Origin of the sequence: Oceanobacillus sp. HCA-5259, from assembly GCF_037892815.1 — a bacterium.
Classification (GTDB): Bacteria; Bacillota; Bacilli; order Bacillales; family Amphibacillaceae; genus Oceanobacillus; species Oceanobacillus indicireducens.
In genome coordinates, this window is the sequence record NZ_JBBKBV010000007.1 from 64,708 (window position 1) to 78,681 (window position 13,974).

Genomic DNA, 13,974 nt, shown 5'->3' on the forward strand with positions numbered 1-13,974 from the left:
TTAATTTACTTTTTCAATAAAGAATTACCGGTCATTTCTTCAGGCTTATTTACGTCCAATAAATCAAGCAAGGTTGGAGCTAAATCCGCCAGAATTCCACCGTCCCGTAATTCCGTACCCTTCTCTGTAACGATTACCGGAACCGGGTTGGTCGTGTGTGTTGTCATCGGCTCTCCTTCAAGTGTCATGACTTCATCGGAGTTACCATGGTCAGCAGTGATAATTGCTTTACCACCGAGTTCAAGAATTTTATCGACAATCTTGCCTAAACATTCGTCTACTGCTTCAACCGCTTTAATGGTCGGCTCTAGCATTCCGGAATGACCGACCATATCCGGGTTCGCGAAGTTTAAGATGATTGCCTGCTGGTTACCTTCATCAAGTTCCTTCAGTAACGCGTCCGTTACTTCATAGGCACTCATTTCCGGTTTTAAATCGTAAGTAGCTACTTTTGGTGAATCGATCAAAATTCGTTTTTCACCAGGAAATTCCTCGTGACGTCCACCACTCATAAAGTAAGTGACGTGTGGATATTTTTCCGTTTCGGCAATTCGCAATTGATTCAATCCGTTGTCAGATAGAACTTCTCCGACCGTATTCTTCAAATCGGTTGGACCAAACGCAACTGCACTATTAATGTCATTACTGTAATTCGTAAATGTGACGAAATCAATGTCCTGTGGCACATTTTCACCACGTTCGAAGTCACGGAAATCTACATCCGTAAATGTTTTCGTAATTTGAATTGCCCGGTCTGGACGGAAGTTGAAGAAGATGATCGAATCATTATCTTCAATCAGGCCGACTGGCTCTTCATTTTCATCAATGATGACGGAAGGCTCAACGAATTCATCAAAGATTCCGTGCTCATAGGAATCATAGACGACATCGAGCGGATGCTGATAAGATGGACCTTTCCCATGTACCATTGCGTCGTACGTTTTCTTCACACGATCCCAGCGATGATCCCGGTCCATGGAATAATAGCGGCCGGAAACCGTTGCAATCTTCCCGACACCTAATTCCTGCATTTTCTCTTCCGTTTGACGGATATATTCAGCAGCTGTTTTCGGGCCTACATCTCGTCCGTCCAAGAAAGCATGCACATAGACATTTTCCAAATCATTCGCTTTTGCCAGTTCTAGTAAAGCGAATAAATGGCTGATATGGCTGTGAACTCCACCATCCGAAAGTAAACCGAACAAATGGAGTGCTTTTTGTTCTGTCTTGGCTTTATGAATGGTCTGAAGGAAAGCTTCCATCTGGAAGAAGTCGCCTCCCTGAATCGCCATATTCACTCGAGTCAGGCTTTGATAAACGATACGACCAGCACCGATATTCAAGTGGCCGACTTCAGAGTTTCCCATCTGACCTTCTGGTAATCCAACGGCTTCCCCACTCGCTGTTAATTGATTATGAGGGAATTCATTCCAATACCGATCAAAGTTTGGTGTGTTTGCTAATTTTACTGCATTTCCTTTCACTTCATCTCGTAAGGCAAAGCCGTCGAGGATGATTAGTGCTGCTAAATTTTCTTTATTCATTAATACCTGCCTCCACAAGGGATAAGAAAGAATCCGCTTCTAGGCTCGCACCGCCAACTAACGCACCGTCTACATCGGACTGGCTTAATAATTCATCAATCGTTGCCGGCTTCACACTACCGCCGTACTGGATAATTACTTTATCCGCAGTTTCTTCTGATGTAAGTTCTTTAATAACATTACGAATTTCACGGCATACTTCATTCGCATCTTCACTTGACGCAGTTTTGCCTGTTCCGATCGCCCAGATTGGCTCATAAGCAATGATCGTCTTAGCAATTTCTTCAGCTGACAAATCTTTCAATGCTGCTGTAACCTGGCTCCGGACAAGCTCCACTGTTTCATTTGCTTCTCTTTGCTCAAGACTCTCTCCAACACAAACAATCGGTGTTAATCCGTGCGCGTGAGCTGCTCTTGTTTTTTTGTTTACTGTTTCATCCGTTTCCGCAAATAATTCTCTACGTTCGGAGTGGCCTAAAACGACGTGGGTAACACCAATATCCTTCAGCATAACCGGGCTTACTTCACCAGTAAACGCACCACTGTCTTCAAAATGCATATTTTGAGCAGAAACTTTAATCTCTGTACCTTCCGTCGCTTCCACTAAAGCTGGTAAATAAGGGAATGGTGCACAAATGATCGCCTCTGCCTTGTCATTTGCCGGGACTTTTTCCCGAATTGCCTCGACAAATTCTCTAGCTTCATTTGCCGTCTTATTCATTTTCCAATTTCCTGCAATTACGTTCTTACGCATGTTTCCACTCTCCCTACTTATTTTTCATCTAAAGCTGCGATACCTGGAAGAACTTTACCTTCCATAAACTCTAAGGAAGCTCCTCCGCCAGTTGACACATGATCCATCTGCTCAGCGAAGCCAAATTGTTCAACAGCTGCAGCAGAGTCTCCACCACCGATAATCGAGAATCCTTCTGTATCTGCAAGAGCTGCGGCAACTTCTCTCGTACCGCCCGCAAAAGAATTCATTTCAAATACACCCATCGGTCCATTCCATAAAATTAATGCAGATTCCTGAATTGTTTTACGGTAGATTTCACGGGTTTCTGGACCAATATCAAGCCCTTCCCAATCTGCCGGTATTTCATTTACAGGTACAATTTTTGTATCTGCTGTATCAGAGAAGTCATTAGCGACTACGACATCAACAGGCATTAAGAAATTGACATTCTTCTCTTTCGCTTTTCTCATGAATTCATTGGCCAAATCAATTTTATCTTCTTCAAGAAGTGAATTTCCAATTTCATTACCTTGCGCTTTAATGAATGTATAGGCTAGTCCACCACCGATGATTAGGTTGTCGACTTTATCAAGTAGATTATCGATTACATTAATCTTATCTTTAACTTTCGCTCCACCAATAATTGCTGTGAATGGACGTTTTGGATTTTCCAGTGCATTACCGAGTACTTCAATTTCTTTTTCCATTAAGAACCCTGCAGCTGCCGGCAACTTCTCTGCAACTCCAACCGTTGAAGCATGTGCTCGGTGAGATGTTCCAAAAGCATCATTGACAAAAATATCCGCGAACTTAGTGAATTCTTCTACTAATGCTGGATCGTTTTTCTCTTCACCCGCTTCAAAGCGAACATTCTCAAGCAGAAGAATACCCCCTTCTGGCATTTGGGAAACTGCATCTTCTACTTCTTTTCCAAATACTTTGTCTGCTTTTAATACTTCTTTACCCAGCAGGTTGCTTAAATGTTCAGCAACAGGGTCTAATCTTAAATCTTCTACTACTTCCCCTTTTGGTCGGCCTAAATGACTTACTAAAATTACTTTGGCACCTTGTTCTGTCAAATATTCAATTGTTGGGATAACTGCTTTGATTCTTGTATCATCCGTTACCTTCCCGTCCTGCATTGGAACGTTCAAGTCGACACGGCATAATACCCTCTTCCCTTTTACATCAAAGTCTTTCATTGTCTTTTTATTCAAATCATCAACCTCCCAAATGGTTTTGCAACGTTTTATTGTATTGTTCCATATTTTGCTTTCCATCCATTATTATATACCAGGTGGAAATGAAACGCTTGTGATTCGTTGAGTTTTGTTGAATAATTGGATTTTTATTTAATATGTACATAGGATTATCTAAAATGAAAAAAGCGAAGGAGGATGACTTTTCCTCCTCCGCCCTTTGTACATAAAACAATTACGGTTTATAATTATAATCCTTTGCTGTTAAGCAGTTCTACAAGGTCAATACAACGAGCTGCATATGCATATTCGTTATCATACCAAGAAACAACTTTTACCATGTTGTCTTCCATAACCATTGTGGATAGACCATCAACGATAGAAGAGTGAGCATTACCAACAATGTCAGAAGAAACGATTGGATCCTCAGTGTACTGAAGCACACCTTTCATTGGACCTTCCGCAGCTGCTTTGAACGCATTGTTCACTTCTTCTACTGTTACATTTTTCTCCAATTCAGCAACTAAGTCTGTTAATGAACCGTCTGGAGTTGGAACACGTACTGCCATACCGTTCAACTTACCGTTAAGCTCAGGTAATACTTTACCTACTGCTTTAGCAGCTCCCGTTGTTGTTGGGATAATATTCGCAGCTGCTGCACGTGCACGACGGTAGTCTTTGTGCGGTGAGTCAAGCGTATGCTGGTCGTTCGTGTAAGAGTGGATTGTTGTCATCATTCCACGCTTCAAACCAAATGTATCGTTTAACACTTTTGCAAATGGTGCTAGACAGTTTGTTGTACATGAAGCATTTGATACAACGTGGTGGTTTGCTGGGTCATATTGATCGTCATTAACACCCATTACAATTGTTAAATCATCATCTTGTGCTGGTGCAGAGATGATTACTTTTTTCGCGCCAGCATCGATATGTTTCTGTGCTTGATCACGTTGAGTGAAACGACCTGTAGATTCAATAACAACATCTACACCAAGCTCACCCCAAGGAAGGTCTGCTGGATCTCTTTCAGATAATACTTTAATCTCTTTCGTACCGATGAAGAGGCTTGAACCTTCCGCCTTCACTTCTTCTTTTAGAGATCCATGTACAGAGTCATATTTCAAAAGATGTGCAAGCATATCTGCATCTGTCAAGTCATTTACTGCTACAACTTCCATGTTCTCGCCATGTTCTAATGCATGACGTAGTGCAATACGACCAATTCTTCCAAATCCGTTAATACCAACTTTTACTGTCATGTTATTGCCTCCCTAAATTTATAAAAAATATATTGCTGATAAATTTATTTTTAAAAGGCATTTAGCCTTCTAAAATCTCTCTTGCGCAGGCTTCATCTGTGATTAAAAGATCACTTTTCCCTGCTTCGAAATAGGACGCGATCGCTTTCGCCTTTGACTGACCACCTGCAATCGTCACTACATGCCCAATTTCATTTAGGTCATGTAAATGAAGTCCAACAGTGCGAACCCTGTAAACAGTATTACCCTCTTGGTCAAAATAATATCCAAAAGCCTCACTTATTGCTTCATTCTCTTTTAATTTATCGAGAATGTGTTGTGGTGTCTTCCGGCGATTCGCCATTTTGAGTGCGTCCCCAACACCATGCAATACAATGTCTGCCTGTTTAATCTTGGACACGATTGCTTGTATAGACGGCTCTTCCATTAAACTTTTATATGCTGCTTCACTTAATGGATCCGGGACATAAAGTAAGCTGTAATTACCGCGGGACTTCTTTGCCATCTCCTCGGCTATTCTTGTCGCCTGGTTTTCAACTTTTTCACCAAGCGCACCTCTAGCCGGTACGAAAAGATAATCTTCCTCTTTATTAAGAGGTGTCATGACGTCGGCAACCGCTGCAATTGTACTGCCACCTGTAACAGCAATCGTATTATTCGCCGTAATAATAGATTTCAAATAGGCGATACAGGCTTTACCCATTTCCTGTTTTACCCATTCCTGCCCATCACTATTCCCTGGTACAATAATTACCTTGTCTAATGATAGTTTTTCCTTTAAACGTTCCCTTAAAACATGAATCCCTTTTAATTCACCCATAAAATCTGTCAGTTCTTCCAGTAGCCGTTTCCCTTCCTTCGTAACATACATCCCCTTACTCGTAATTTCGAGCAGGCCTTGTTCTTGAAGAAAGTCAACCTCACTACGAACCTGACGTTCGGTCAATCCTACGTTTTCACTGAGTGCACGTCTTCCGATCGGATGAAAGAGACTGACACTCTGCAGAATTGCGTAACGTTCTTCTAAGACTTGAAGCAGGTCTGGTACAAGTTGTTTCTGCAGATTAACGATTGCTTTCATATCGCTACTCCTTCTTCTGGACACTTTATGTCCACGCTAGTCAAATTACGTCCCTCTACAATATCGATTATATCATAGAGATATTTTTTTACAACTAAAAGGAATTAAAAAGAGAGAAATTAGCTCATCCTAATTTCTCTCCGAATGTTTTTTCAGAAAAGCTTCTATTGTATTGAAGCTGATTTCTTCACAATTCATTTGTTCACCATTAATTTCTATTACCGGAATTTGAAGCTGATACTCCGCCAGCCACTCTTCCCTTGAGTGAATATCCCGTTTTTCTAATGTATGTGGATAGTCGACTTCAAAAGAGGATAGTAACGCCTCAGCATCGTCACATAATGGACAGATTTCCTTCGTATAAAATATAATATGCACCAGATAATTACTCCTTTCTTCGTTTATAGGAAGCGGGAATATTTAGTTCTTGTCTGTACTTCATCACTGTTCTTCTTGCAATGTTCACGGAATATTTCTCCTGTAAACAACTTCTTATCCTCTCGTCGGATAATGGTCGAGCCTTGTCTTCCTCTTCAATCAATTGGTGGATCATGTGTTTTAGGACGATTGTTGTTTTTTTACCGTCGTCTTGTGAAACACCAGATTGGAAAAAGAATTTGAGCGGATAAATCCCATGAGGTGTCTCGACATACTTATTGTTAACCGCCCGGCTGATTGTGGATGTATGCAACTCAAGTTTCTCCGCAATATCACTTAATGTCATCGACTTTAAATGAAGTAAACCAAATTCAAAGAATTCGACTTGCCTCTCTACAATCTCACGAATAACAAGTTCAATAGTAGCCGTTCGATATTTAAGTGCTCCTTCCAGCCATCGTAATTGGTCACGCTTGGACTTCAGAAACTTCTCTGCTTCTTTGTCCGCCAATTGATTATATGATGAATCAATTACTAGTTTCGGAGCCGACCAATGATAAAATGTAATTTTCCACTTATCTTGATCCTTCCAGATTTTCGCTTCCGGGACTATATATTCCACATCAGTCGTATCGAGCAATTTACCTGGCTTGGGATCACAGGATTGAATAAGCTTGATTAGATCTTCCAATTCCCCCTGCGTGATTCCATATGATTCCTGTATAGCAGTCCAATCATAATCAGCAATCCAATCAAGATGATGAAGAAGTAAATCCTCTATAAAAGGGCGATAGCCATCCATCTCGCGGAGTTGCAGATAGATACATTCTCCAAGATGTCTTGCCCCAATGCCACGGGGCTCAAGTTGCTGAATAATATGTAGCGCTTTTTCCGTAATGGGATATGTCGTGTTACATGCACTTGCCCATTCTTCCAGAGATATTTCCAAATATCCATTTTCATTCAAGGAGTCAATTCCAAATTCGACAGTCGGAAGAAGTTCTTCCGGGATATCTATGGTCAGCAATTGCTCTTTCAACCGATCGTATAATGTTTTCTCACTGGAATTCATCGCATCAATGGAGTATGTATCAGACGCTTGATAGGTCTGTTGACGTTCGTCTGCATCATAGATGACTTCTTCGATTAATGGATTTTCCTCTGCTATCTCATTGATGTATTCGTACAATTCAATGGAAGTGAACTGAAGCATTTGTATGGATTGGATGAGTGACTGGTTCAATTTGCGCTGGATTGTTTGCTGTTGGACCAAGTGCTGTTTCACAACGGACAACTCCTTCCCCATAAAGTGAAACTTCATTCAGTGGGGAATTCCTTAGCCCCACTGAATGTTAGGTTAATGCGTGATAAAATATCCCTGTTTCTACTATATAATGATAAATCAATTTGTTCAAAGATTGATTGCTTTCATACAGCGTAAGTTCAACTCTTACCTGGAGGTCCGCAGTCCAGACACCTCTCGCTTTCCGCAGGCGGCTGGTGAGCCTCCTCGGGCTGGCGCCCTGCGGGGTCTCACCTATGCCTATCCTCCTGCAGGAGTCTCGAGGTGTCTGGACTGCTCCGAGGGAGGGCCTAATTTGGAACACTATTTTTCATTTTAGTAATTAGATCGTTTATCATAGTGGTGGGTTAGTTTCCATTAATAATAACGCCCTCTACCAGTTCAGTTGCCCGGCGGACGGTGACTCCAACGGGAAAAGCACGAGTCCAGACCTGAGCAGGAAGCGAACTTCTTCCGAGGCAGACTAAGTTCGCTCTCGTATATGGCAACGTCTGCATTAGCACGTCCTATGCGTCGAGGCTCAGCGCGGAGCCCGCGGAAAGCATCCGTCCTCCGGGCAACTGAACGGCGAATAGAGCGCTAAATTAAATAATCGAGCTAGACACTTACGCCGTATGAAGGTAATTAGCTTTTTAGTTCTTCATTTTCGGGTCGAGGGCGTCGCGGAGGCCGTCGCCGATTAGGTTGAAGCCTAGGACGACGAGGACGATAGCGATTCCCGGGACGATAACGGTCCATGGTGCGAGTTGGATGAAGTCTCTCGAGTCCGCAAGCATTTGACCCCACTCAGGCGTTGGCGGCTGTGCCCCTAACCCTAAGAATCCTAGGGCTGCAGCTTCTAATATTGCCGTACCAAACCCGAGCGTGGATTGGACAATGATTGGCGCCACACTATTCGGCAAAATATGCTGGAAAATAATCCTTCCATGCCTCATTCCCTGAGCTTTCGCCGCCATCATATACTCCTCTTCCCGTAGACTTATTACCCGTGATCTAACAAGTCTTCCAAATATCGGTATATTAATAATCGCAATTGCTAGTAATGCATTTTGCAACGATGGTCCTAGAATTGCTACAATCGCAATTGCTAGTAGAATACTCGGGAAAGCAAGTAGAATATCAAAGATACGGGAAATAATCATATCGACCCAACGACCGAAATAACCAGCTATAATACCTAGAAAGGTTCCGAACACTAATGCACCTGAAACAGCAATAAACCCAACCATCAACGATACTCTTGCCCCGTAGACAAGCCTTGTGAAAATATCTCTTCCTAAGTGATCTGTTCCGAGCCAATATTCCCCAGATGGCGGTTGCAGCCGGCTTGCAAGATTTTGTTCGTGATACGTGTACGATGTGAACAGTGGGGCAAATATCGCTATCAAGATAAAGAATATGATGACGGAAAATCCAATGATCGCCAATCTATTCTTCCGCAGCTCGCGAAATGTATCTTTCCATGGCGAAGTAACTTCCATCTCTTCATGGTCCATCAAGTGACCCTCTACTGCAGGATTTGGTACAGGCTGCTCTGTATTTTTTTCACTTAGCTTCATGTGCACCACCTCCTAATACTTAATCCGCGGATCAAGTTTTTTATATAAAATGTCAACGACCAAGTTAATCATGACGAAGATGAAAGCGATGACTAATATTCCTGACTGGATAACCGGATAATCCCGGTAATTAATCGCTTCATATACATATCTGCCTACCCCTGGCCAACTGAAAATTGTTTCCGTTAAAATAGCTCCGCCTAATAGCACACCCGTTTGCAATCCAATTACAGTGATTACTGGTATCATCGCGTTTTTTAACGCATGCTTATAGATAACAAGAAATTGGCCAGACCCTTTCGCCCGCACTGTACGAATGTAATCCGACTTCATGACTTCTAGCATGCTGGATCTAGTCATCCGTGCAATGATTGCCATCGGGATTGTTCCAAGGGCAATACTCGGTAATATCAAATGCTTCAATATCGTTCCCGCCCTGGCAAAGTCCAGATGAATCAATGAATCAAGCACATAGAGATGCGTAATTGCAGCAATTGGATCCTTACTGTCTTGTCTGCCATAAGCTGGTAACCAGCCGAGCTCTTGAGCAAATATCCATTGTTCCATTAATGCGAGCCAGAACACCGGCATGGAGACGCCTATTAAAGCAATGAGCATTGCTGCTAGATCAAACCAGGAATTCTGTTTCCAAGCACTAATGATTCCAGCATTGACTCCTACGACAATCGCAAAGATCATTGCAAATAGTGTCAGCTCAAAAGTAGCTGCTATGTAAGGGAGAATTTCACTAGAAATTTCCGCCTTGGAACGGAGTGAGGTGCCCAAATCACCTTGTAAAATATCTAAAATATAATTCCAATATTGAACAAAATAAGGTTCATTCAATCCCATTGTCTTTTCCAAATTAGCAATTGCATCTGCTGTTGCCGCTTCACCCAGGATAACCTGCGCAGGGTTTCCCGGAATAAGATGGACAATTGAAAAGGTTATGAGCGTCATCCCAATTAATACTGGAATGAGCATTAACAGACGGCGAAGTATATACGTTACCATGTTTTCCCCCTCATTCTGTAAAAGCTTTTCGATCCGTCAACAAAGACAGGGATAGCAGCACCAGTCTACTATCCCTTCTGTTTTACCACTTTCCCCTTGCCTGTGAATTACTCGGTCAGTTCCACTTCTGCCAGAGATTCACTTGTAGATGGATGCGGGACATAGTTTTGCACGTTACTTGTAGTCGCCATTACTGGTGTAGAGTGTACAAGTGTAACCATTGGCGAGTCTTCCGATATGAGTTCTTGAGCTTGTGCGTAAAGGTCAGCCCGCTCATCCTGGTCAATAGCCCGCTTTGCTGCATCCAGCAGTTCATCGACCTCATCATTTTGATAAAATTCACGGTTACTGCTTCCAATGTTAGAGCCATGGAGCAGACTGCTTAAGAAATAATCCGGGTCTCCATTTGTTCCTGACCAGCCAAGCATATACAACTGATGCTCGCCTTGGGATGTCTTTTCCAAGTACGGTGCCCACTCTTCACGTACGATATTGGCTGTCACACCAACGTCTTCTAAGTTATTCTGAACGATTTGTGCAACCGTCTCCGGATCAGGCATATACGGACGCGCGACCGGCATTGTCCACAATTCAATTTCAAGCCCATCCTCAAATCCTGCTTCAGCTAGTAGTTCAATCGCTTTATCCGGGTCATACTCATAAGCCTCGACATCATCGTTATAACCTAAATATCCCGGTGGCAGCGGGTTTTTTGCTGTTGTAGCATAACCAGCATACAAAGCATCTGCAATTGCCTCTTTATCAATGGCATAATTGATTGCGTGACGTACTTCCACGTTATCAAGCGGCTCACTCTGTGTATTAAAGCCAAGGTAGCCAACGTTGTTTTCTGATCTTGTCAATAGCTCTAAACCTTCCTCCGCCTCTACCCCTTCAGCATCATCTGGATTCAGTCCATCCATAATATCAACTTCACCGGAACGGAGTGCAATTAACCGAGCAGCATTATCAGGAATCACTTCAAAAATAACTCGGTCTAGTTTCGGTAAACCATCTACTCGATAGTCTTCAAACTTCTCGAGGACTATGGAGTCATCCTTTGTCCAGCTCACAAATTTAAACGGGCCTGTACCTACAGGATTTTCATTAATTTCTGGTCCATACTCTTCCAGTGCAGCTGGGGATGTTATGGCAAAATAGCTCATCCCAAGATTTTGCAGGAAGAATCCAAGCGGCTGATTTAAGATAAATTCAATTTCATGGTCATTTACGACATTAATCTCTTCAATGACATGTCCTTCTTCCCCTTTATACCCGCCAAACATTGTTCCATACATGGAATAGACATAACCGTCATCAGAGAATGCATATTCATGGTCTGGATCTGCCCATCTTTCAAAATTCGTTTTTACGGCTTCTGCATTAAAGTCCGTCCCATCATGAAAGGTTACTCCCTCTTCCAAGTAGAACGTATAGGAAAGACCATCATCAGAAACTTCCCAATCATGGGCAAGTCCCGGCAGTAATTCAAAGGAATCTTTTTCAAAGGTCAATAGTCCTTCCAACACTTGATGGGTAACTCGTGAAGATTCCCCATCCGTCGTGCTTCCTGGATCTAGACTCTCAGAATCTCCGCCTCTAGCAAATACTAACACTTGATCTCCGGCTGCAGTCGCCTCTTCCGCTTCAGTATCCTCATTTTCCCCTGCATCCGTCTCTGTCGCATCGTCATCCGGTGTGTCACTCGTATTGGCACCACCATCACCACTACACGCTACGAGTGCTAATAAAAAAATCAGCAATGTAGCAAGTAAAGTCATGCGTAACTTCATTTCTTTATCCCCCTTTTTTCTTACTAAAAATATATTTTATTACTTGTCATTATATAAATGACAGGCAACAAAATGCTGATCATCGACCGGACCGAATTCCGGCCTTACTTGCGAACAAATATCCATCGCAAACGGGCATCTCGTATGGAAAGCGCACCCGGTTGGTGGATTCGCGGGACTTGGCACATCCCCCTCAAGAATAACTCGCTCTTTCACAATATCCGGATCTGGTTCCGGCACGGCAGATAATAGTGCTTTGGTATATGGATGCTTCGGTTCCTCGTATAGGGCATCCTTCTCAGCTAGTTCAACCATCCGGCCTAAATACATAACCCCGACCCGATCGCTAATATGTTTAACAACACTTAAATCATGTGCAATAAAAATATAAGTTAATTGAAACTCGTCACGGAGTTCTTCCATTAAATTTAATATTTGTGATTGTACCGATACATCAAGAGCAGATACAGGCTCATCACAAATAATTAATTTCGGATGATTTGCGAGGGCCCTAGCAATCCCAATCCGCTGTCTTTGACCTCCACTGAACTGATGTGGGTATCTTGAGGCGTGATAGCTGCTTAAGCCGACAATTTCTAACAGCTGCCTTACACGTTTCTTTCGTTCACTCTTTGACTTCATTCCATGAACGAGTAAAGGTTCACCGACAATTTTCTCCACGGTATGCCGCGGATTTAGGGATGCGTATGGGTCCTGGAATATAATTTGCATATCCCTTCTTAATTTCCGCATATCCTCTGAACTAAATTTTGTTATATCTTTCCCTTCGAACTTCACTTCACCTTCCGTCGGTTCGATCAATCGCAGAATCGATTTTCCCGTCGTTGATTTCCCGCAGCCTGATTCCCCGACAATTCCTAAGATTTCTCCTTCCCGCACGTGAAAAGAAACGTCATCAACCGCTTTCACTTCACCAACGGTTTTTCCAAACACACCGCCTTGGATCGGGAAATATTTTTTTAACCCTTTCACTTCAAGTATTGGTTGTGACATCCTTTAATCGCTCTCCTTCCTGCTTCGAATGTAAGAAGCAACGACTTTCACGGCCTTCGCCTAAGTTGTAAATTTGCGGGTTCTCCTTGAAGCAACGTTCAAAGGCGAATTCACAACGGGGAGCAAAACGGCAGCCAATATGATCTTTCCTCGGCCTAGCTACCGTACCGGGAATAGAATAAAGCTTCTTCTCCTTCCCATGGAGCTTTGGCAAGGAACGAATTAACCCTTGAGTATAAGGATGTTTCGGATCCTTCAAGATTTCCCTTGTCGTTCCTTGTTCAACGACTTGTCCGGAATACATGACGACAACCCGGTCGCAAATATCGGCTACAACACCTAAATCATGCGTAATAAGTAAAATACTCGTCTGTTCTTCTTTATTGATTTTTTTCATTAAATCAAGAATCTGCGCTTGAATCGTCACGTCCAGTGCGGTTGTCGGCTCGTCAGCTATAAGTAAGCTCGGTTCACTCGACATCGCCATCGCTATCATGACGCGCTGGCGCATTCCACCCGATAATTGATGGGGGTATTCATTTACAATATCTTCCGCACGCGGTATCCCTACAACCTTCAACATGTGAATCGCTTTTTCCGTTGCCGTCTGTTTACTTACCTTCTGATGAATACGGATTGCTTCTCGCATCTGATTACCGATTGTAAATACGGGATTCAGTGAAGTCATGGGCTCTTGGAAGATCATCGAGATCTCATTGCCACGAATCTTTTTCATGCGCTTCTCACTTGCTTTTGCCAAGTTTTCATCCTTGTAAAAAATGGAACCGTTTACAATCTTTCCAGGAGGTTTTGGTATTAATTGTAAAATGGATAAGGAAGTAACACTTTTCCCGCTACCTGATTCCCCCACTACTCCTACCACTTCTCCTTTATGTACGGTAAAACTTACCTGATCCACTGCTGGAATTTCTCCGCTATCTGTAAAGAAATGGGTGCTCAATTCTTTTAGCTCCAGGATTGCTTCTGCCATTTTCTACCTCCTTCACTTTAAAATAGGGTTAGTCTCCTCATTAATATACAGAAAATTAATTAAAATATCAAGAGAATAATTTTTTACAGTTTAGAAAAAATAG

At 42.6% G+C, this 13,974-nt stretch carries 12 protein-coding genes; all 12 read right to left on the reverse strand.

Features of this window, described 5'->3' with window-relative positions; translation table 11 throughout:
• Positions 1-5: 5 nt before the first annotated feature.
• Positions 6-1,544 carry a 2,3-bisphosphoglycerate-independent phosphoglycerate mutase gene (gene gpmI / locus WKU33_RS06370; protein ID WP_336251791.1) on the reverse strand — a complete coding sequence of 513 codons (1,539 nt, stop codon included), beginning with the start codon at positions 1,542-1,544 and terminating at the stop codon, positions 6-8.
• Entirely contained in the window at positions 1,537-2,298 is a 762-nt protein-coding gene (gene tpiA, locus WKU33_RS06375) for a triose-phosphate isomerase (protein WP_336251792.1), read from the reverse strand. The genes gpmI and tpiA overlap by 8 nt, the downstream gene beginning before the upstream one ends.
• A 17-nt stretch (positions 2,299-2,315) precedes the next feature.
• Positions 2,316-3,497, reverse strand: a complete 1,182-nt coding sequence (locus WKU33_RS06380; protein ID WP_336251793.1) for a phosphoglycerate kinase — start codon at positions 3,495-3,497, stop codon at positions 2,316-2,318.
• Positions 3,498-3,727: 230 nt separating this feature from the next.
• Positions 3,728-4,738: a type I glyceraldehyde-3-phosphate dehydrogenase gene (gene gap / locus WKU33_RS06385; protein ID WP_336251794.1), complete on the reverse strand. Its 1,011-nt coding sequence runs from the start codon at positions 4,736-4,738 to the stop codon at positions 3,728-3,730.
• A 61-nt stretch (positions 4,739-4,799) separates the two neighbouring features.
• Entirely contained in the window at positions 4,800-5,819 is a 1,020-nt protein-coding gene (locus WKU33_RS06390) for a sugar-binding transcriptional regulator (protein ID WP_336251795.1), read from the reverse strand.
• Positions 5,820-5,948: 129 nt separating this feature from the next.
• Complete coding sequence (locus tag WKU33_RS06395; protein ID WP_232334348.1) at positions 5,949-6,197, reverse strand: glutaredoxin family protein; 249 nt, start codon at positions 6,195-6,197, stop codon at positions 5,949-5,951.
• A 7-nt stretch (positions 6,198-6,204) separates the two neighbouring features.
• Positions 6,205-7,482: an RNA polymerase factor sigma-54 gene (rpoN, locus tag WKU33_RS06400; protein WP_336251796.1), complete on the reverse strand. Its 1,278-nt coding sequence runs from the start codon at positions 7,480-7,482 to the stop codon at positions 6,205-6,207.
• A gap of 650 nt (positions 7,483-8,132) precedes the next feature.
• Positions 8,133-8,996, reverse strand: a complete 864-nt coding sequence (gene nikC, locus WKU33_RS06405) for a nickel transporter permease (RefSeq protein ID WP_336251876.1) — start codon at positions 8,994-8,996, stop codon at positions 8,133-8,135.
• A 75-nt stretch (positions 8,997-9,071) separates the two neighbouring features.
• Positions 9,072-10,073 carry an ABC transporter permease gene (locus WKU33_RS06410; protein WP_336251797.1) on the reverse strand — a complete coding sequence of 334 codons (1,002 nt, stop codon included), beginning with the start codon at positions 10,071-10,073 and terminating at the stop codon, positions 9,072-9,074.
• A 107-nt stretch (positions 10,074-10,180) separates the two neighbouring features.
• The gene (locus WKU33_RS06415; RefSeq protein ID WP_188858943.1) at positions 10,181-11,866 is read right to left on the reverse strand and encodes an ABC transporter substrate-binding protein; all 1,686 of its coding nucleotides are present in this window, start codon (positions 11,864-11,866) and stop codon (positions 10,181-10,183) included.
• 39 nt (positions 11,867-11,905) lie between these two features.
• Complete coding sequence (locus WKU33_RS06420) at positions 11,906-12,880, reverse strand: ABC transporter ATP-binding protein (RefSeq protein WP_188858942.1); 975 nt, start codon at positions 12,878-12,880, stop codon at positions 11,906-11,908.
• Positions 12,861-13,871 (reverse strand): ABC transporter ATP-binding protein, encoded by a 1,011-nt coding sequence (locus WKU33_RS06425; protein WP_188858941.1) that lies wholly within the window; start codon positions 13,869-13,871, stop codon positions 12,861-12,863. The genes WKU33_RS06420 and WKU33_RS06425 overlap by 20 nt, the downstream gene beginning before the upstream one ends.
• Positions 13,872-13,974: the final 103 nt, after the last annotated feature.